At 37.2% G+C, this 21,504-nt stretch carries 19 protein-coding genes; 14 read left to right on the forward strand and 5 right to left on the reverse strand.

Annotated elements, in window-relative coordinates:
• The first annotated feature begins 531 nt into the window (after positions 1-531).
• The 6 genes from KDN24_RS12790 to KDN24_RS12815 all read left to right on the forward strand — a co-directional run bounded on the left by KDN24_RS12790 (position 532) and on the right by KDN24_RS12815 (position 4,919).
• Positions 532-834, forward strand: a complete 303-nt coding sequence (locus tag KDN24_RS12790) for an ArsR/SmtB family transcription factor (RefSeq protein ID WP_409970499.1) — start codon at positions 532-534, stop codon at positions 832-834.
• A 20-nt stretch (positions 835-854) separates the two neighbouring features.
• Positions 855-1,913: an ACR3 family arsenite efflux transporter gene (gene arsB / locus KDN24_RS12795; protein WP_491348448.1), complete on the forward strand. Its 1,059-nt coding sequence runs from the start codon at positions 855-857 to the stop codon at positions 1,911-1,913.
• A 27-nt stretch (positions 1,914-1,940) separates the two neighbouring features.
• Positions 1,941-2,363, forward strand: a complete 423-nt coding sequence (arsC, locus tag KDN24_RS12800; RefSeq protein ID WP_491348449.1) for an arsenate reductase (thioredoxin) — start codon at positions 1,941-1,943, stop codon at positions 2,361-2,363.
• Between the two features lie 107 nt (positions 2,364-2,470).
• Positions 2,471-2,839 (forward strand): arsenite efflux transporter metallochaperone ArsD, encoded by a 369-nt coding sequence (gene arsD / locus KDN24_RS12805; protein WP_491348450.1) that lies wholly within the window; start codon positions 2,471-2,473, stop codon positions 2,837-2,839.
• Between the two features lies 1 nt (position 2,840).
• Entirely contained in the window at positions 2,841-4,616 is a 1,776-nt protein-coding gene (gene arsA / locus KDN24_RS12810) for an arsenical pump-driving ATPase (RefSeq protein ID WP_491348451.1), read from the forward strand.
• A gap of 18 nt (positions 4,617-4,634) precedes the next feature.
• Positions 4,635-4,919: an iron-sulfur cluster assembly accessory protein gene (locus KDN24_RS12815; protein WP_409973869.1), complete on the forward strand. Its 285-nt coding sequence runs from the start codon at positions 4,635-4,637 to the stop codon at positions 4,917-4,919.
• Positions 4,920-5,749: 830 nt separating this feature from the next.
• On the opposite strand, the gene dsdA is transcribed toward KDN24_RS12815, so the two are convergent.
• Positions 5,750-7,138, reverse strand: coding sequence for a D-serine ammonia-lyase (gene dsdA / locus KDN24_RS12820; RefSeq protein ID WP_409973868.1), 1,389 nt, complete (start codon positions 7,136-7,138; stop codon positions 5,750-5,752).
• A 426-nt stretch (positions 7,139-7,564) separates the two neighbouring features.
• Here dsdA and KDN24_RS12825 point away from each other — a divergent pair, with 426 nt between their 5' ends.
• From KDN24_RS12825 to KDN24_RS12855, 7 genes are all read left to right on the forward strand, one after another.
• A complete protein-coding gene (locus tag KDN24_RS12825; protein ID WP_409973867.1) occupies positions 7,565-8,422 on the forward strand; it encodes a MurR/RpiR family transcriptional regulator in 858 nt (285 codons plus the stop codon).
• Positions 8,423-8,449: 27 nt separating this feature from the next.
• Positions 8,450-9,559 (forward strand): o-succinylbenzoate synthase, encoded by a 1,110-nt coding sequence (gene menC, locus KDN24_RS12830; RefSeq protein ID WP_409973866.1) that lies wholly within the window; start codon positions 8,450-8,452, stop codon positions 9,557-9,559.
• A 241-nt stretch (positions 9,560-9,800) separates the two neighbouring features.
• Positions 9,801-10,025, forward strand: coding sequence for an ABC transporter permease subunit (locus KDN24_RS12835; protein WP_409973865.1), 225 nt, complete (start codon positions 9,801-9,803; stop codon positions 10,023-10,025).
• 76 nt (positions 10,026-10,101) lie between these two features.
• Positions 10,102-10,989, forward strand: a complete 888-nt coding sequence (locus tag KDN24_RS12840; protein ID WP_409973864.1) for a serine hydrolase — start codon at positions 10,102-10,104, stop codon at positions 10,987-10,989.
• A 203-nt stretch (positions 10,990-11,192) separates the two neighbouring features.
• Positions 11,193-12,347, forward strand: coding sequence for a M20 family metallopeptidase (locus KDN24_RS12845; protein ID WP_409973863.1), 1,155 nt, complete (start codon positions 11,193-11,195; stop codon positions 12,345-12,347).
• Between the two features lie 6 nt (positions 12,348-12,353).
• Positions 12,354-14,129 (forward strand): M3 family oligoendopeptidase, encoded by a 1,776-nt coding sequence (locus KDN24_RS12850; RefSeq protein ID WP_491348452.1) that lies wholly within the window; start codon positions 12,354-12,356, stop codon positions 14,127-14,129.
• 484 nt (positions 14,130-14,613) lie between these two features.
• Entirely contained in the window at positions 14,614-14,751 is a 138-nt protein-coding gene (locus tag KDN24_RS12855; protein ID WP_409973861.1) for a hypothetical protein, read from the forward strand.
• 906 nt (positions 14,752-15,657) lie between these two features.
• Here the strand turns inward: KDN24_RS12855 and KDN24_RS12860 are convergent.
• Positions 15,658-16,401 carry a polysaccharide deacetylase family protein gene (locus tag KDN24_RS12860; protein ID WP_409973860.1) on the reverse strand — a complete coding sequence of 248 codons (744 nt, stop codon included), beginning with the start codon at positions 16,399-16,401 and terminating at the stop codon, positions 15,658-15,660.
• Between the two features lie 555 nt (positions 16,402-16,956).
• Positions 16,957-17,940, reverse strand: coding sequence for a glycosyltransferase (locus tag KDN24_RS12865; RefSeq protein WP_409973859.1), 984 nt, complete (start codon positions 17,938-17,940; stop codon positions 16,957-16,959).
• Between the two features lie 270 nt (positions 17,941-18,210).
• Between KDN24_RS12865 and KDN24_RS12870 the strand changes: the two genes are divergently transcribed.
• Positions 18,211-19,215, forward strand: coding sequence for a DUF4855 domain-containing protein (locus tag KDN24_RS12870; protein WP_409973858.1), 1,005 nt, complete (start codon positions 18,211-18,213; stop codon positions 19,213-19,215).
• Positions 19,216-19,288: 73 nt separating this feature from the next.
• Here the strand turns inward: KDN24_RS12870 and KDN24_RS12875 are convergent, their stop codons facing one another.
• On the reverse strand, positions 19,289-20,278 hold the full coding sequence (locus tag KDN24_RS12875; protein ID WP_409973857.1) for a glycosyltransferase family 4 protein: 990 nt from the start codon (positions 20,276-20,278) through the stop codon (positions 19,289-19,291).
• On the reverse strand, positions 20,253-21,224 hold the full coding sequence (locus tag KDN24_RS12880; RefSeq protein WP_409973856.1) for an NAD-dependent epimerase/dehydratase family protein: 972 nt from the start codon (positions 21,222-21,224) through the stop codon (positions 20,253-20,255). Before KDN24_RS12880 ends, KDN24_RS12875 begins: the two co-directional genes overlap by 26 nt.
• Positions 21,225-21,504 lie beyond the last annotated feature (280 nt).

Genomic DNA, 21,504 nt, shown 5'->3' on the forward strand with positions numbered 1-21,504 from the left:
TTGAAACGAAAGTATCTAGGGTATTTGAGCTAATTTAGTTTGTGGGCGAATGCCAAAATCAGAACTCTACGTGGACTTTTCAATCGGATATACGCATTATCAATGTTGTTTTTTGAAAAAAATAGAATATTTTACTATAGTGAAGAATTAAAATCATTTTTTTCAAAGATAAGGAGGTCAATAAACTGGAATTTCTTGCTGTACTGTGATTATCGGGTTGCACTTTATTATTTCTTGAAGAGTGGTATTGTTATGTGTAACTTAAAGCATATGTTTTGCTACTTAAGTAAACTTATGCCTTAATTTCCCCGAATGGCATAGTTATTTTATTACTCAATTGTAATTGGAGACTTGAAACTTAAATATAAGTGTTTTATTATATAATCAAATGATTATGTTAGGAGGGTGTGATATTTTTTCTTGTAAGTGATTATAGTGAGACAGTATCATTTGCTACTCTTAGTCACATCATTTAAATATAAGTAATATGTAATATAAGTATTTAATAATGTTTTAGAAGGAGGGTAATGAATGGATAAGTTGGAGCGTATGGCTAATCAATTAAAGGCTGTAAGTGATGTAAATAGGTTGAAGCTTCTTGCTTGTATAAAGCAAGGGGAGGTATGTGTTTGTGACCTTGTGGAGGTCTTACAAATATCACAACCCGGTGTAAGTCAACAATTAAAAAAACTAAAAGAAGCGGAAATTATCCTTGAGCGAAAAAAAGGTACATGGAAACATTTTAGATTGAATGAAATACAAGAGCCTTACATTCAATCGCTCCTTGATGAATTAGAGCCTTATTCAATCACCAAATGTTCTTCCCAATGCTAATATACTAGGAGGAAATAAGAATGGCAGAAAAAAGTTTGACAAAAAAGCTTTCGTTTCTAGATCGATACTTGACGCTATGGATTTTTGTCGCAATGGGTTTAGGTATTTTACTAGGATTTGCTGTTCCAAGTTTTAAAGATATCTTGGATAAATTCTCTGTAGGTACAACATCAATTCCGATTGCTATTGGGTTGATCATCATGATGTATCCGCCACTGGCAAAAGTAAAGTATGAGGAAATGTGGCGTGTCTTTAAAGATTGGAAAGTGTTATTACTTTCATTATTTCAAAATTGGTTAATAGGACCTTTCTTAATGTTCTTTTTGGCCATAATATTTTTACACGATTATCCTGAATATATGGCTGGACTAATTTTGATTGGGTTAGCACGCTGTATTGCGATGGTCATCGTTTGGAATGATTTGGCTCGTGGTGACCGCGAATATGTTGCTGGATTAGTTGCATTCAACTCAATCTTTCAGATTGTGTTTTATTCGGTATTTGCATATTTCTTCTTAAATGTATTGCCAGGTGTCTTTGGGCTAGAGAACATGACAGTTTTTATTTCCATGTGGGAAATTACAAAAAGTGTACTGATCTATTTAGGAATACCATTTGCTGCAGGTATTCTTACACGAATGATTGGACTACGAACAAAAGGGAAGGAATGGTATGAACAAAAATTCTTACCGAAAATTTCCCCTCTTACACTTATTGCACTATTGTTTACCATTATCATGATGTTCTCTTTAAAAGGTGACAAAATTATAGCCTTGCCAATGGATGTCATTCGAATTGCGATTCCGTTACTAATATATTTCCTAATCATGTTTGTGATTTCATTCTTTTCATCTAAGAAAGCAGGGGCATCTTATCCTGTAACAGCTTCCTTATCCTTTACAGCGGCAAGTAATAACTTTGAACTTGCGATTGCCGTGGCAGTGGCAGTCTTTGGTATTAACAGTGGAGAAGCTTTTGCTGCTGTTATCGGTCCGTTAGTAGAAGTACCTGTATTAATTGCACTAGTGAGTGTTGCGTTAAGATGGGAGAAGAAATATTTTAGGGCAATTAAATTGTAAGAAAATTTATTTGGGGGAGTTGACATTATGGGGCAGCAAAAAACAATTTACTTTCTTTGTACAGGGAATTCGTGTCGCAGCCAAATGGCTGAAGGCTGGGCAAAAAAATATTTAGGTGATAAGTGGAATGTATATAGCGCAGGGATAGAAGCTCATGGATTAAATCCAAATGCAGTAAAAGCTATGAAAGAAATAGGAATTGATATTTCAAATCAAACATCTGATATTATCAAACCCGAGATATTAAATAGTGCAGATTTAGTGGTTACATTATGTGGAGATGCAGCTGATAAATGTCCTATGACTCCCCCTCATGTGAAGCGTGAACATTGGGGATTTGATGATCCAGCAAAAGCAGATGGCTCAGAAGAAGAAAAATGGTCATTCTTCCTACGTGTTCGAAATGAAATTGGCGAACGTATCAAACACTTTGCGCGTTCGGGAGAATAAATAAACATATGGCCAAGGTACTCTTTTGGCTATTTTTTTAACAGGATATATAAGTATTTGCTTATTTCTACAATTAACATGCAAATATTAATAAGGAGAGGTTTTACATGAAACAAATTCAAATTTTTGATCCAGCTATGTGCTGCTCAACAGGCGTTTGTGGTCCATCCATTGATCCTGAATTATTACGTGTTTCCTTTATTGTCAGTAACTTATCCAAAAAACAGTATCCGATTGAGCGCTTCAATTTAGCGACTGATACAGAGCATTTCATGAAGAATACCAATATCAATAAACTGTTGAATGAAAAAGGTCCTTCTGTCTTGCCGATTATACTGGTGGATGGTCAGATCGAGTTAACAGGAAATTATCCTTCAAATAATGAGTTTGAGCAGTGGACAGGATTTTCAGCAGAAGAATTGACGCAAAAACCAAAGGTACGCGTATCGCTTAAGACGCAGAAAGAAGGGAACTAGGTTGAAACGTTTCACTAAAGAGCATTTTCCTACCACAAAGTTTCTATTTTTCACAGGTAAAGGAGGCGTTGGTAAAACATCTGTCGCTAGTTCCCTTTCTTTGACACTATCCAAACAAGGAAAGAATGTTCTATTGATCAGTACAGATCCTGCTTCTAATCTGCAAGATGTCTTTAATCAAGTATTGACCAATCATCCTAGCTTGATTAAAGGCACCAATCATCTGTATGCACTGAACTTAGATCCTGTTCAGGCAGCTGCCGAGTATAAGGAGCGAGTTGTATCCCCATATAAAGGAAAGTTACCTGATACGGTCTTATTTTCGATGGAAGAGCAACTGTCAGGTGCGTGCACGGTTGAGATTGCAGCTTTCAACCAATTTTCGTCTCTTTTGACTGACAAGAAGATTACTGACGAATATGATGTCATTGTGTTTGATACAGCACCGACAGGTCATACCCTTCGCTTGTTACAATTACCGAGGGCTTGGTCGGGATTTCTTGAGGACAATCCGAATGGTGCCTCCTGTTTAGGACCACTGGCAGGTCTTGAAAGTCAAAAACAGATGTATAGCGAAGCCGTTACTGTCTTATCTGATCCTAAGTTAACTACTCTTTTGTTGGTTAGCCGTCCCGAAGAAGCTCCCTTACGAGAAGCAGCAAGGGCTTCAAGTGAACTAAAAGAAATTGGAATTGGTAATCAGCAAGTAATTATTAATGGGGTTTTTGAGCAAGTAGCTGTAAGTGATCATTATGCAAAAACGATGTTTGAAAGACAGCAGATTGCATTGAAGGAGATGCCAACGGAATTAAAGATGTATCCAATGTATTATTTGCCATTGGCTCCATTTTCCATTACGGGCATCGAACAAATGGAAAATTGGTTCAGTCTTAAATTAGAGGCTATATCGCACATTGAAAGGGAAAAGGAACATTTCTCTTACCAATCGATCCAAGACTTACTGGATTTTTATGAAGAACATCAACAACGAGTTATTTTCACTATGGGTAAAGGTGGCGTAGGCAAAACGACGATAGCATCCCTTATAGCACTAGGGTTAGCAGAAAGAGGGAAAAAAGTTCATCTAACAACAACAGACCCAGCTGCTCATATCGCTTGGACATTTGGTGAAAATGGATTGCATGAAAACTTAACAATCAGCTCCATTGACCCTAAAAAGGTAGTACAGGAATACAAGGATGAAGTACTCTCCAAGGCTAGCGAGACCATGGATGAAGATGGACTATCTTACATCAAAGAGGATCTTGAATCACCATGTACAGAAGAGATTGCAGTGTTCAAGGCATTTGCCAATGTGATTGACGAATCCAAGGATCAAATCGTGGTGATTGATACAGCTCCAACGGGCCATACACTTTTGTTATTAGATGCATCCGAAGCGTATCATAAAGAGATTTCTCGTTCTTCAGGCGAAATTCCTGATTCTGTAAGGAACTTATTACCGAAGTTGCGTGATGATTCTTACACTAGCATCATTATTACTACTTTACCAGAGGCGACACCTGTATTTGAAGCCACTCGATTGGAAGAGGACTTAAAACGAGCCGATATCACTATCCATTGGTGGGTTATGAATCAAAGCTTCTATATAACGGATACAGAGGATCCGATATTGACTCAAAAAGCACAGGCTGAAATCAATTGGATTCAACGAGTAGATGACTTATCGCATGGACAAATGGTCATTATTCCTTGGAGTATACATGAACCAAAAGGAATTGATGGACTGAAATACCTTTTACAAATCAAATACTGATCAATTGGAGGAATAACGATGAATATTTCAGATCAAGCAAAAAGCTATATACAACAAGCCATGAAGGATAATAATGTCTCAACATTACGCTTTTATGGAATCGCTGGATGTTGCGGCGTTAATTTAGGTGTAGCACTTCAAGAGGCAGAAGAGAACGACTCAATTAAACAAATAAACGGCTTACAAATAGCCATTCATCCTGATGTGAAAAATCAGTTATTAGGCGTTACTGTTAATGTGGAGGAAGAGAATGGGGAATTAGGCATCGTCTTAGATGGCTATAATAATAATTCTTGTTGTTAAACCTTCGAGGTGTAAGTAGTTATATAAATACCACATAAACAGTCAAAAGAAGCCTGACTGTTTATGTGGGGTGTACTCTTTGCATTTTCAATTCATCTTGAGAAGGCAGGGCTTTACGGGTTGATGATAACCTTTTGAACTAATGTGATTCATAGCTATCTTTTATAATAAAAATGAGATTTATTTATAAGTAAATCTTTATCAAAGTATTTTTCGAACTAATATGAGCACTTTTATGTCAAAAGTGACAACTATCGAAATACCTACTATTATGCGAAATGACATAAAAGTGCCTACAAACTTGCAATTTTGTATCTAATTAGATCTTCGCAGGATTTGTATTTTATTGTTAAAGAGATTAGGTTGGTACTTCCCTTGCCTAAATCCCTTTTAGTGTGAAATTAGCAAAACCATTGGTTGTTCAAATTTCCACGATGGCAGAATGCGTAGAAGTTGTAGTTGGGCAGATTATTAACCCTTAAACCTACAAACTGCATTGTTCCATTAAAGGGCCATATTGCAATTATTGAGGATCACAGTTAGAAAGTGATTAAACTTTTTTACAAAAAATGTATACTGCTTCACAAGAAGAACATCCATTTTGAGCTTTATTCAAAATGGATTCTTTTAATTTATCGTAAAATGTGGGTTGGGGAGGTTGGTTTTGATCAAACTTTATTTTAAAGCTACAAAAGCAGGGAACTATTCATCAAGATTAGCAAGGTAGGAGGAGTAATGATAACCGCTGCATAGCCCCTGCTATGATGGGATTAATTACAAAAAGCGGTTCAGACTGTGTTGTTCACAGCCTGAACCGCTTTTTCTTTTATTCAACTATCGTATTCAGTAAGTGAATCTTTCAGTGTTGATAAATGTAAGCCTTTGTTATAATAACCTTCCATTATTTTTTTTGGAACCAAGCTTCCGCCAGTTGCCCAAACAATATGTGTACCATTTTCCAACCTTTCTTCTAATGCATTTTCAGATAAATACTCCTGACCGACTCTTGTATTATGCAGTTTGACGGTTCCTAGCATTCCAGCTAATGCAGAGGGTTCAAGGTCAATATTTTCGCTGTTACTCAGAGCATGTAGTAAAATATATAATTCTTCATCATCAATTGTAAAAATTCCACTCAATAAGCTTTCGATTACTTTACCTACAAATCGAGAAGGCCTCCCTACTGCAAGACCGTCTGCGTCAGTCTTGTTATCTATCCCAAAATCCTGAACAGATACTTGATCATGTAATTCTGTTAACAACCCAAGCAGCATGCATGGAGAGTGGGTTGGTTCAGCAAAGAAGCAGTGCACATGTTCCCTGTAAATCAATTTTAAACCAAAAGCAACGCCTCCCGGACCACCACCAACACCGCACGGAAGATATACAAATAAAGGATGGTCTCTATCGACAATAACGCCTGCTGCATCTAATTGATTTTTTAAACGAATAGCTGCTACTGCGTACCCTAAAAATAAGTGCTTTGAATTTTCATCATCAATAAAGTAGCAATGTGGATCTGTTTCTGCTTGTTTTCTTCCTTCCTCAACTGCTTTGCTATAATCTGAACGATGCTCAATTACAGTAACGCCTTTTTTTCTGAGCAAGTCCTTTTTCCAATGTTTTGCGTCTTCTGACATATGAACAGTCACGTTAAAACCCATTTTTGCACTCATTACTCCAATACTCAGTCCTAGGTTACCGGTAGATCCTACAGCGATTGAATATTGCGAAAAAAAATCCTTGAACTTCTTAGAATCTAAAATAGAGTAATCATCCTGAGGTGTTAACAGTTTATGCTTAAACAAAAGATCCTCTGCATACTTTAGAACCTCATATATCCCACCTCTCGCTTTAATCGATCCCGAAATAGGGAGGTGGCTATCGCATTTTAACCATAGTTTCCCAGGAAGTGCTTTCTGATACTTTTTTTCAAGATAACGATGCATATGGGGAATAGGTACGAAAGGAGATTCGATTATACCGTTCATGCTTTGGGTTTCTTCAAATACCTTAGCAAGGTAAGGTGCAAAGCGTTTCCATCTTTCCTCGGCATGATTCACATCTTTTTCATCAATGGTAAGAGTATCAATACTTGATGCCTTATACTTAGCATTTGTCCAAAGAACTTCTTTTAATGACACTACATCTTGTAATATCGGGTATTCTTGTTGCCATTGCAAAATCGATTTCCCTGCTACTGTCTGATTCATTGGCATCGGTAACTTCCTCTCTTCTTTTGAATGGTTTCTGGAGTACGCTTATATATAAATGTAGTTGTTATATTCGTAGTTACACCACCCTCATCTAAGTAAATATAATTTGGAAAAGGTGCTTGAATTTGACTGAAGCAGCTTTTGTTTTTTAAAGAGCCCGATCATATCAACCTGATTCTAGTTACTGGTCTAAATTGTATGAGAAGATACCAAGACCCTTTATTTCTGTAATTAGTAAGTAAGTCTAAAGAAGAAAAGATTGATTATTCTATGAAGAATCTAGATGATTGGCATAATGTTAGAGTCTATAAAAATGAAAGAAAAAGACTTGATATTTTACCCTGCTTTATTTAGAATAGCATAAAGAAGTGAAACTTCAAAACGAAATAAAAAAGGTAGCAAAACTTCATAGGAGGATTTAGACGAATAATGGTTACGATGCGAGAAAAAATTCGAACACACTATGCTCAGTTAACTAAGCAACAAAAAAAGGTGGCAGAACATCTTCTGGAAAACCCAGAACTGTTTATAAATAATATTGCATCGAGTGTAGGGGAACAGATCGGTGTTAGCGAGACAACTATTATACGGTTCTGCTACGCATTGGAGTATAGCGGTTTCAGTCAATTACAAAAAGAAGTGTTTGCCGAGCAGCTACGAAATGAAAAGAATGCGCTTACGCATCATCAGGAAACCGCCAAACGTTTTAAAAATAATCAGCATTTTTTTATCGAAGTGGTAAAAGAAAGTTTGAACCGAATCGAGAGGATGCTTGGAACTATTTCAGAAACAGCATTTGAGAAAGTTTTGCAAAGCATTAGCAAATCAAAAAAAGTCCTTACAGTAGGCTTGCGGTCATCATATGCACCGGCACATTGGCTGGCATTCAGCTTACGTATGCTCTGTGAAGATGCCCAAGTGTATAACCAGAATACGGATGATATTGTCCAATTATCATCACGAATGGATAAACAATGGGTACTGATCGCCTTTTCATTCAAAAGATATAGCAAAGAAACACTGGATATTGTAAGGATAGCTAAAAACAAGGGAGCATATATAGTTGCTATTACCGATGATGTTCTAGCACCAGTCAGCCAAAACGCTGATATCGTGCTGCAAGTTCCAAGTACGGATTCCTCTACACTCGATGTTACTCCGCCACTTTTTGTGTTGCTTCATGCAATTGTTGCTGGTATGTCTGTGATTGATTCAGAGCAAGCTAGGCAACGAATATTAGAATATGAACACAATTTCGAGATTTACAGAACGATAATCGAAGAATAAATTTTTGGATGAAAGGGGTTACTAGTGATGCAAATAAAGAGAGTTATCTTACACTACATGAAATTGCAATTGAAACAACCTTTTACGGCAAGCTTTGGAACGGTAACAGATAAGGAATTTATTTTAGTCAAAATAATGGATGAGAATGGAGTAATAGGATGGGGGGAATCAGTGGCGATGGTCCTTCCTTGGTACAGTGAAGAGACAGTAAAAGGAAACTGGCAAATGCTTAAAGAACACCTCATTCCCATGCTGATAGGTAAACACCTAGAAGACCCATCCGATGTGTCCACTATTTTCCAAAAAGTACGGCGGAATAACATGGCAAAATCCGCATTGGAAGGGGCTGTTTGGGACTTGTTTGCCAAGCGCAAAGGAGTCAGTTTGGCACAAGCGCTTGGAGGGACGAAGAAGGAAGTAGAGGTGGGGGTAAGTATTGGGATCGAAGCCTCCATTCCTAAACTTTTGGATGTCATTCACAAAAACCTCGATTTAGGCTACAAGAGGATAAAAGTGAAGATAAAACCTGGATGGGATATTGCAGTAATGGAGGCTATCCGAAATAAATTTCCAAATATTCAGCTAATGGCAGATGCAAACTCCGCTTATTCACTGGCACATAGCGACCTACTGCAAGAATTGGATCAATTTGACTTGACGATGATTGAGCAACCACTCGCACATGATGATATCATCGATCATTCTGCTCTTCAAAAAAGACTAAAAACACCTATTTGTCTCGACGAAAGTATTCATTCTGTAGAAGATGCCAGAAAAGCGATTGAGTTGGGAAGTTGCAAGATCATCAACATCAAAATCGGACGTGTTGGAGGATTGACCGAAGCTAAGAGAATTCACGACCTTTGCAAGCAACAGAATGTTCCAGTCTGGTGTGGCGGTATGATGGAGTCGGGAATTGGACGAGCACATAACATTGCCATTACTACTTTGGACAATTTTATCTTCCCCGGTGATACTGCCGGATCAAAAAACTATTGGGAGGAAGACATTATAGACCCGGAGGTAACACCTCACAATGGAGTTATTACATTACTTGAAAAACCGGGGATTGGATACGAGCCTAACTATGAAAAAATTGAGAAGAATTCTCTCTATTCAGAGGTTTTCCGCCCATAACAAAGCTTCCCAGCCATAAAACAGACTGAGAGGATGGGACAAGTGAAAGACAGTCAGTTAAGGCATCTATGGAACGGTTCATCAAGGATGAAAACACATGAATGCTTGAATTTAATCAAGAAAATATTCAAATCATGCTAGATGTCTTTGGATCTTGAAAGAGTGGTTTGTCATTTTTGATTGCTAAATAGGTAAGACCATTGTCAAGAAAACATTGAAGCACGTGCCTTGGGTGTGAGAGATGCGAAAATCATTTCCAAATATTCTTTCACCAGTAATCGTACTATCGACACTGCAAATCGGTAACAGTATTCTAATTACCGCTGAATTAAGCTTTCTCGGTTTAGGGGCACAGCCTTCGTCGCCTGAGTGGGGATCAATGATTTTTGTTGGTCGATCTTTTCTAGCCATGGTGGATGTCTTTGTTTCCCGGATTGGCCATCATCATAACGGTCTTGGCTTTTAATTTGCTTGGTGACGGGGTTGCGTACGCACTTAATCCACGAGTGAAAAAATAATAACTGGTAGAGGATGAGTTAAACATGGACTTGCAAAAAAAAATCGAAGAACTAGTTGGACAAGCAACAGCAACATTCGGGATTGTCATCAAACATTTGGAGACAGATGAAGAGGTGAAGATTAATGAAGGGCATCTTTTTCAGATGGCAAGCTGTTATAAAGTACCGATTCTAGCGACTTTATTTCGTGAAGTGGAGGCAGGGACAATCGATTTAAATACGAGAGTCCGTCTTTCATTGACAGATCGAGTTCCAGGCTCGGGGATATTAAAAGAATTCGATCCTGGATCTGAGGTTTCGCTGAAGGATTTGGCAACTCTGATGATTATTGTTAGCGATAACGTCGGAACAGACAAAATACTTGAGCTGGTAGGTGTGAACCGTACTGACCAATATATGAAGAGTATCGGATTACAGGATACCTATGTGAATCTGACATGCTGGCAGTTATTAAGTTTGGTTGTAAACCTAGACCCTGAATTGCATAGCAACGAGCAGTATGAAGAAGTGTCGCTTCGTCTGTTCCAGGCAAAACATGATAAAAGAAGCATCGTGTTTACCAAGAGTATAGAGAATAATGTGTCAACCCCAGCTGATATGGCATTATTGTTGGAGAAAATAGCTAGAAAAGAGTTGATTTCAAAGAAAGCGTGCGAGCAGATGATTGACATTTTGAAAAGACAGCAATTCCGCGATCGGATTCCAAATTTGTTGCCTGCCGGAACCCCAGTAGCTTGTAAATCGGGTTCAGTCGGTGGTGTTCATAATGATATTGGCATCATTTATTTACCTGAAGAAAAAGGTACCGTCATTGTTTCGGCTTTCTCTGAAAATAACAGCTCACAACAGGAAGCTGCACAAATGATCGCGAGAGTAGCAAAATCCGCTTACGACTATTTTGTTACCAGGTAATCAGACACAAACGAAAGGGGGAAATGTATCAAATGCAACTAGAATTACTACACTATTGCGAAAGTAACCGGAAGTGTTTTTTACCGTGGGAAACAAATTAACACATTGCAGGAGAATGAAATGTCAAATATTCGGGGAAAAGATGCGGTTAAACATATCATCTATATTTGTAAGAACAAAAATGATTGAAGAAAGGAGAAAATATGGGCGACTTATTAAAATATTTGAAGAGTCAACAAAATGAAATGCTTAATACGTTACAAACACTGGTGGAAATAGAATCTCCTTCTCTCGAGAAAGAAATGAATGATTTATTAGGTAAAAAGATAGCGGAGATTTATCTTTCTCTTACTGGAGGAACGATGGAGGTCATTCCTAATCAAACGTATGGGAACCACCTCCGTGGAAGATGGGGACAGGGAGATCATCAGATTCTTCTACTCGCACATCGAGACACTGTATGGCAAAGCGGCGATTTGCAAAAAAACCCTTTCCGTATTGAAGGTGATAAAGCCTATGGACCGGGAATTTTCGATATGAAGGGAGGAATTGTTCAAGGAATATATGCGTTACACTCATTACTGCACTTTGAAACTAATCCAAATTGTCAAGTTGTTTTTTTAATCACTTCAGATGAAGAAATAGGAAGTCCATCTTCTCGTCAAATCATTGAGAAAGAAGCTAAAAAAAGTGATTACGTCCTCGTCCTTGAGCCCCCCATGTTCGATTACGGTGCTTTAAAAACGGCCCGTAAAGGAGTTGGGATGTACAAACTAAAAGTAACAGGGCAAGCCGCACATTCAGGAATTGATCATCAAAAAGGGAAAAGCGCCATTGAAGAATTAGCCCATCAAACCCTATACCTTCATAAACTTACTGATTACACAATCGGTACAACGGTAAATATTGGAACTGTTAATGGAGGAACGCGGGGGAATGTAGTAGCTGCGGAAGCAGAGGCAGAAGTCGATATACGAGTGAGGACACAAGCTGAATTTGATCGGATTATTCCCCTCATTGAAAATATCGTTCCTGTGATTGAAGGAACTAGGATAGAGGTAGAAGGTGGAATAAATCGTCCGCCACTGGAACGTACGAAGGAAGTTGGAAAAATGTTTGAACTGGCTAGAAAAATTGGGAAGGAAAAATTGGGAATTGACTTGGTCGAAATTGAGACTGGAGGGGCTAGTGATGGGAATTTTACAGCTCCTCTAGCGCCTACGCTTGATGGACTTGGTCCTGTTGGAGATGGAGCTCACGCAGTGCACGAGCATGTATTGATTCAGGACATCCCCGTAAGAAGTGCGTTGCTTGGGTACCTGATTGAGGAGTTAGGAAGACAAAAAAGACATTCATAAGGGGAGATGATTGTAATCATGAGGTGGAAGCTGGATGTTTTATATACCTTCTTTGACTCACACGAATTCTGTGTTGACATGAAAAAATGTAAGGAAGATCTGAAGTCCATAGAAAAGTGGGTAGAAACAAATGCGCACAGTGATTTTGACGCAAGTAACAAAATAGAGACTTATCTTAATATGTTAAATAGTTTTTACGATCGGTTTAATCGGTTATACCAATTCGCTGAATTGACTTTCTATGAAGACAATGAAAACCAAAAGTCGTTGGAAGCAATTGCTGATTTACAGCGAATAAAAGCTCGAAGTGTGAAACCACTTGTAACTTTTCAAAAGTGGATCAGTACTTTGGAAAATCTAAATGAACTGATTCAGTCATCTGCATCTTTAAAAGAGCATAAGTTTTATCTAACGGAATTAGTAGAAAATAATGAATATGTATTAACTGAGAAAAGCGAAGAATTTATTGCTGAAATGGAAAATATGGGTTCAAACATATGGACGAGAATGCACAACGAATTAACCTCTAACCTTATGGTAAATGTGACAATAAATGATGAACAAAAGTTAATCCCTTTATCGATGGCAAGGAATATGGCCTATGATAAAAATTTTACAGTAAGAAAAAATGCTTATGAAGCTGAAATGAATGCATATTCAGAAATAGAAAATGCTTGCGCCGCTTGTTTAAACGGAATTAAAGGGGAAGTGATTACTTTATCTGAGATGAGAGGCTACTCATCTCCTCTAAAAAAAACATTATTGGATCAGAAAATGAGCGAAGCGGCTTTAGATACGATGATTAGTGCCATTCAAGAGAAGTTACCATCATTTCATGCTTTTTATAGGAGAAAAGCAGAATTATTAGACGCAAAGAATGGTTTGCCTTTTTTTGAACTATTCGCCCCCTTGGATACAGACTCGCTAACCTTCACTTTTGAGCAAGCGAAAGATCTGATTATAGAAAATTTCGGAGCTTTTAGTGATTCCATGGGGTGCTTTGCTAAAAAGGCATTTCAAGAGTCCTGGATTGATGCTGAGCCACGGAAAGGAAAGCGGGGAGGGGCTCTTTGCGTTAACCTCTACAGTGTGAGAGAGAGCAGGATATTGTGTAATTTCACTGGGAGTTTAAGTGATGTAGTAACTCTAGCGCATGAGTTAGGTCATGGTTATCATAATGAATGTCTTAGAAATCAAAGTTATGTAAATAGTAAACCTCCACTACCGATCGCAGAAACAGCTTCAATTTTTAGCGAAATAATTGTAAAACAGGCAGAGCTCCAGAAGAGAGAGGGAAGGGAAAAATACATTATACTTGAAAATGATGTTTCCCAATCAAGCAAAGCAATAGTTGATGTTTATAGTCGTTTCTTATTTGAAACTGAATTGTTTAAGAGAAGACGAAACAAAGTTTTATCCCCGATCGATTTGAAAAATATGATGGAGAAAAGCCAAATGGACTCATACGGCACTAGCCTCGATCATGATTTTTTACATCCATATATGTGGATATGTAAAGCTCAATACTATTATGCTGATAATAATTTTTATAATTTTCCGTATACGTTCGGCTTGTTGTTTTCAAAAGTGCTTTATGAGAAATACGTTGAGAATAAATCTTCGTTTGTCAAATTGTTTGATCAGTTTCTTTCCGTGAGTGGACAAATGAGTATTAGAACATTGGCAAAGAAGTTAGACATAGGTGTTGAATCAATAGATTTCTGGAGAGATTCTCTACGTATAGTTGAGAAAGATATCTATCGTTTTCTACTCTATAAATAGAAAATAAAGGATAAAAACAAAAAGGAGATATGTGATGAAAAAGGTATCATTGAAAAATATCCAAGCGATTGATGCCCACTTCATCCATTCATCGCTAATCAGGAGCCATATAGTCCAGAGGAATTTGTTCAGAGATTGTCGTTATCTGTTGCTCCAACTCAATTAGTTGAAGGCTATACAAAAAAAGGAAACCGACCCTTTCCAGGTATGAATATGTGGGTTCAGATTTTGGTTAAGCGGTTTACATGTCAAAAGTTCTTATAAATAAGAGTGATAACGATTATACCAGCTAAAAATAACCTTGAAGGATTAATTAATAAATTAAATGACATTACTTGCATAAATAAAGATACTAAGAAAAGGAGGAGCAGAATAAAATGTAGATCTAAATATGTTAAGTCTGATCCAATAAGAGAATTTTTAAACCATCTGCATAAAAAATATAATTTTGTCCTTACTGATAATAAAAAAGTGAGGATTTTTTATGATTACATGGAGGGAAGATTGGATTGATAAATATGAATCATCATGGAATATTAATGAGAAATTTAAGTACTTAAACCAAATATCAGGAAAGAATAAGGTATCTGATCAAAATCTTGACATTGATGATTATATTTAAAAAAAGATTGGAGGATTACTGAAAAATAGAGCAAGTTTATCGCTGAAGGATCTTTCTTATCTTGGAATTAACATTATACACCTATTGTTAATAATGTTGTAAAATGGATAGAACATATTATTAAATGAATGGACTTAAACGTATAAGTTAAAGGGCTTATTTCAACGCTCTATGTAAAAATGGATTGCATGAAAACTTAACTATCAGTTCCATTAACCCTAAAAAGTTATAAAAAGGCACTAGTTGTCATTTTTGTGTCATCCGTCATCACTTGAATTTGAGGGGAGAAACTTAATCTTACAACTTTTGTTTCTAGTTTACATAATATATATTATAGGAACTCATTTAAATAAATCGAATTTAAATCTCATAAACCAAGTATACTTAAGATAGTGAGACAAAATACATTGAAACAAAGTTTATACATACTAGAACCAAATTATTTACAGAAATAAACTATTTATATGAAATTCTGTATAGCATAAAAATTTGTTCAAATTGGTATACATTCATTCCTCAAGATTTAAACTTTTTAATTTTCAACTTTAACAATAATCTTCGATCATCTTAATTTACTCTTTAAAGAATTATCAGAATACTATTTTTTCTATCCGATATGGGGATAATTTACAATCCAAAAACTATTTTAGCTTCTTTTTAATTATTTACGTTTTCCACTAATCTATTTAAACCATCTAAATTTTGAATATCATTATGCTCGTTTACTACTTAATCAATGTTATTTGTTCTACATCCCGTGCTCCGATAGTTATATGATAGTTAATAGAAAAAGCGATCCTTCATTATTATTGAAGAATCACCATCCATTATATATCATCCAATATTATCCAATTATATACATGCATTTTCTAATACCGTCCACTCCCTTTCTAGTTTAATTGATACCTATAATTGATTATTTGACAAAAAATTGCATGGAAAATGGGCATCATCGCTATAAACACCAAAGCTGTATCCCTCATTTTTAAAAAATGTGATAATCTCAGGAAGAAGTTTCAAAGTTGTTTCCTTCTCATGTAAAAGAACTACTTCTATATTATTCTTCGTACCATCTTCAATATTTTTCATAATCATTTTTGGATCATTTTGATACTTCCAATCTAGTGATTCAATTGTCCAGTCCCATACTTTCATTTCCTCTTCAATTATTTGTTGCAGAATATCATCATCTTTTAAACCTGGTATAGATCCATATGGGGGGCGTATAAGCTGTGGGCTTGTTCCAGTAATATCGTGGATTAGCTTTAGCGTTTCTTTCATTTCAGGCACAAACTGTTTATTTTTATACAGTATGGTATTATCATGTGTCATACTATGTGCCCCAACGTAATTTCCTTCCTCTGTTGCACGGATTACATCCGCTTGGTAAGCAGCTTGTTCCAAATGGATTCCCTGCATAAAAAATGTCCCTTGGATTTCATACTCTTTTAATACATCGAGAATGTCTTTCGTCCATTTACTTGGACCATCATCAAATGTCAAATATACGACCTTTTGATTTTCTTTCTTCTTAACCTTCTTCTCCACTTTATTTTCCTTTTGGGAAAGATGATTTTCTACATTTTTTTCGATTGGATCCTCTGGTATCCTTTGGGAGAGAGATGGGCTTCTCATAAATTGATCTATCATCAAAAAGCCAGATATCATCATAAATAGCACAATCATTATCTTAATTTTTTTTTTAGTTTCCTTTTCCTCAAACGGTTAAGTTGTATACTTTCCATATTACATCATGTCCTCACTTTAAAACATCTTAAGAGCAGGAGGTAAAGATACCTACTCGTACTTCTTCACTTTCTACATAGATCAACACAATCTGTGCTACACACTCTACATATTTTCACATAGGCTAATAGATTCTCGGAATTCCCCCTGTTTTGTGGAAATGTATTCTTTAATTCCCTCTACAATCGACGTGGCAACGCGGTTTTCATGCTTCTTCCCTCTTTCTATAGTCGTTCGTTCCCTTCTATTTCAAAGTATCTTTGTACTGTTTACAGATTATTAGAGAGAGGTAAAGATGAGGTGAAGACAATGTCAATATTATTTAAAGAAATATGGATTAATATGCTCTATGAATAAGGCAAACACAAAAGCCACCCGTTCAATAACCGGGTAAAGGTCATTGAACGGATAGCTCGAAACTACAGTCAATAAATAATATTTTTATTTGAAATAAGCCTTTTATAGCTGATAATAGATCTTAATTAGCTCGTTCGTTACCCGTTTAGCTGAATGATACTCTTCCACATACCTTCTGCCTGCTATTCCGAGTTCATGACGTTCCTTCGGGTTTTGAATCAACTTTAATAGGACATCAGCAAGAGTTTCTGGAGTTGCTTGTACGATTGGCAGAGAAGCGGGGAACTTTTTACGGACATCATCTCTAATAAATGCAACAACCGGTTTGCCCATGGCCATCGCTTCGACACTGAACATTCCATATGTTCCACAAAGCAGCTGATCAATAATGATATCTGCTTTCTTATAAATCTCGAGCGCCTTTTCATGACTCATTTTTTCAACGATCTGATACGTAAACTCAGCTTTGCCTTGTATTTTCTTAATAGCCTCTTTTACATGGATTGACCCTTTAAATGAACGATTTGTTGGGGCGTGGATAATGGTAGGCTTATGATTGGATTCGGATGGATAAGAAACCTCAAAGTTCTCAACATTACATGCAAGCGGCAAGACAAATACCTTTTTGTAATAGTCTTTTACGTAAGGGTAAGCTTCATAATCCTGAACGATTGCTGTATCAATATAATTCGCTAGTTGTTTAAGCTGCCTATCAATTTGTAAATCCGTAAAATACGTAGGTGGAAGCTGATAGGGATTCAGCTTTCTTACCATTTTCACACTACGGACATCACTACCCCAGTGATGCATTACCATTTTCTTCCCCATTTCCTTTAATAACGGTAGATCAGAGAAATCCTGTAGAAACGTGTTGGCATTATGAAAATGGAAAATCTCAGCATTATTAATGAGGAATTCCAGCTCCCTCATTACCTCAAATGCGTCTGTGTTAAGAATATCTCCTTTATAATTTAAATACGTGTGAAAGCCGTTATATCCAGCAGCGTGATGCCCTTTCTTCCGTAATTCTTTACAGATAATTCCCATCTGTCCAGCAATTTCAGTTGGGGCATGGACAATTTTCATACAAATCACTCCTTCCTCTATAGTATATTCGCTTTGTCCAAGTTGGTTATTTACAGATAATAAAATGGGGACATGCTTACTCACCATTTATCCGAGAGGCTCATACGCTGTAGTAGGACAATAAGAAATACTCAAGCGCTTCACCCACCCCCATAAGCATAAGAACAAAGCAGGTGTTAGTTGCTTTATTAACCTTCATGATGGACAGGCTATCGACCTGTGAAGGGTAGGCGCTTGAGCTAGACAACTACAGGAAGGAGTAGTAATCTCTTGTCAACAAATGAATATATGTCAGCAGAAGAGCTCGGTGTACAAAATCACCTTTGCCTGCTTCCCTATAGAGGGGACACTAAATATGGGATTCCCAATTGGACAGCTAAAGAATTAAAGCCATATCAATCATATATAGTTAATGGCGTCCCTGTTGATTCAATGTTTGGAGGATTGATCTTCAATCCAATTAGTGGCAGGAAAAATCATTTTATCAACCCGATTTATGCCGATTTCGGGACATTACCGAAAAAAGAGGATTGGAAACTGGTATTAAAAGAGCTTTTCAAAAAATATTACAATTTGGATGCAGCAGCTTACAATTCGTTAAAAGGCAAGAAAACAGATATTTGGGTGACAATACCTTATCCTATTCTTACGCAAACAAATTTTGGGATGTTAGACGGTAGAAGAATAAATTTTAAAAAAGAAAAAGACCGGTATGCAGCGATGATATGGTGGATTTATCAGTTTTTGAGTACTTGGAAAAAGAAAGCTACTCTCAAAAACAAATTAACCTTTCGGGGATTTGTTTGGCCTCGGGCATCTATTGACAGCCGTGATGAAAATCTTGTTAAAAATGTGACCGCTTATATTCGCCAAAAAGGACTGTTGTCATTATGGCTGCAGCAGTATGGTTCTGCAGGATGTCTGGAGTGGAAGAAGTTTGGATTTGATGCTGCCTGCACTCATCCAAACTATTATGGAGCTACAGGACCGGATTATACATGGATTGCCAACTCTACTGTATTTGCAAAATATTACCGCACCGGCATGCAAATCACTTTTGGGAAAGGGCTTCTCTATAAGGAAAACCATTTGCTTGATTATTTAAATTACGGAGTTTACAACGAATATATGAAAAAAAGCCTTCTAGTTTTTCAATTTCCTAATCAATCCATTCACAAGATTTATAAACATCATCCTCAAGAGTATGCTTACCTCTATTCCTTCATAAAAAAAACCTATACACCTGTTTATCCAACTGCAGCATTTCCAGTATAAGAAAAGCGCAAACTGGTTTCAATTCCTTGAAACCAGTTTTTTTTGCATAATAATAGCATTGTTATGTTTTTCCTTAACCCCTTAAATTCGAATAAATAGTGAGCAATTGATCAGCGACTAGATCATGTGAATGGACCTTTTCCACATACTTGCGACCTCTGACGCCAAGCTCCCTGCCAAGCTCCGGGTTATCAAGCAGCCGTTTAACCTGTTCGAATAAATTTGAAGGATTGGCATTTACTATCGGCAAATCCGGAGGGAACGAGGAAATGAGATCCGGACGAATAAACGTCAACACAGGCTTACCAAGGGCCATCGACTCCACACTAAGCAAGCCATAGGAGCCGCATAAAACTTGGTCAATTATGATATCCGCATCCCTATATTGTTTAATGACCTCCTCATGATTCATTTTTTCAATCCGCCGATAGTCAAAATCGAATTCTTCTTTTAATCTGTCAATCGTCTTTTCAATATAGCAGGTACCCTTGAATTTAGGATTCGTCGGTGCATGAAGGATGAGCGGCCGATCTTTATCCACGGAAGGAAAGTGGGGCTGAAAATGTGTAAGATCAATGGCAATAGGAACTACGTGCACCTTATCATAATAATCTTTGATATAATCATACACTTCATAGTCCTGAACAATGGCTTCTTTGATATATTGCGTAATTTTCATTAATTTAGCATGAATATCTTCATTAGGCGGCGAGTCGCCCGTATAAACATACGGGTTGTGAATTCTGGCCTGCTCATGAAACCGGACATCATTCCCCCAGTGGTGCATGATCATTTTTTTATTTCGTTTTTTGATTTCCGGTAAATCGGTAAAATCCGGGGAGAGAGTCGTACCATAATGAAAATGGAACAGATCATAATCTTCGAGAATTTGTGGAACCTTTTCCACAAGTCCCCTCTGATCGGTATTCACGAGAAAGTCTTTATAGCCCAGGTAAGAGTGAAAGGTATTATAACCAACTGAACAATGCCCTTTTTTGGTCAAGGCGTTGCTCAAAATCCCCATTTGGCCAGCAATTTCAGTTGTTCCGTGGAAGATTTTCATTTTCCTCCACTCCTTTAAGCCATGCATAGGTTTTTCTAATCCCTTCTGCAATAGAATGTTGGTTTTTCCAATTTATTTCAGTTTGAATTTTCTTCGCTAAAATACTCCTTCGGTGCACGACATCCACTTTTCGTTTCGGCATAAACTTAAGTGTAAGATCCTTTTGCCCACAAGCCTTCTGAATTTCTTTTGCTAGTTCGAGTACGCTAGTTTCCATCCCTGTTCCAACGTTATAAACTTCTCCAACTGCTTTTTCTTGGGCAACTGCCAATAACACAGCATCTATCGCGTCTTCCACATACGTATAATCACGCGTTTGGCTACCATCTCCATAAATTATCATTGGCTGCTGATTTTGTGCTGCTTCAAAGAATTTCGCTACAACCCCGCAATATGGGTTCGAGGCTAGCTGTCCTGGACCATATACATTGGAAAACCGTAAAATCGTGAAAGGCAATTGATACATTTGATAATAAACATGACAATAGTGTTCCATCGAGAACTTACTAGCTGCATAAGGAAGATTAATATTATAATAAGATTCTGGTGTCGGAAGGATGTCAGCATCACTGTAAATCGAGGTGGTAGAGGCATAGACAAATCGCTTTAACCTCCTGCAGCATTCTTGTGCTTTTTGAAGCAGCAAATAGCCGCCGTATAAATTCGTTTCAAAATCATTATTCATATTTTCAACAGATAAGACAAGATTTTTACAGGCAAAATGAAAGATATAATCCACATGGGGCAACACCTCTTCCAGCACCTTTACATTTGTGATGCTTTCTTCATAAAAGGTTACCCGTTCGGACAGTGGGATGGCCGCCTTGTTACCGGTCGATAAATCATCAATAATATAAATATGGTCACACAAAGGCAAAAGCCTCTTCACAAGCTGTGACCCTAAAAATCCCGCACCGCCTGTTACAGCTACTTTTCCGAGATTCATATTCAATCTCCTTTCTTTCTACACATGTCAGTTAAAAGGGGTAGTAATGACTTCATCGCTCGCGAACTTTTGAGCCTAAAATATACTGACCATTGTTTGCTCCCCGCTAATCTATGATCTACATGTGCAAAGTGAAACGGCTTGTAACCAGCGGCACTCATTTTTCTTTCATTCAATGAGGATGCACCTTATCCGGGTTTATTGGATCTCAAACAAATTTCCTAAAAAATAACACCTAATTTTAATAGGTTTAGTTGCTTGTCCAGTTCCATCTCTTTTA

Origin of the sequence: Cytobacillus sp. Bva_UNVM-123, from assembly GCF_046351715.2 — a bacterium.
Lineage (GTDB): Bacteria > Bacillota > Bacilli > Bacillales > Cytobacillaceae > Cytobacillus.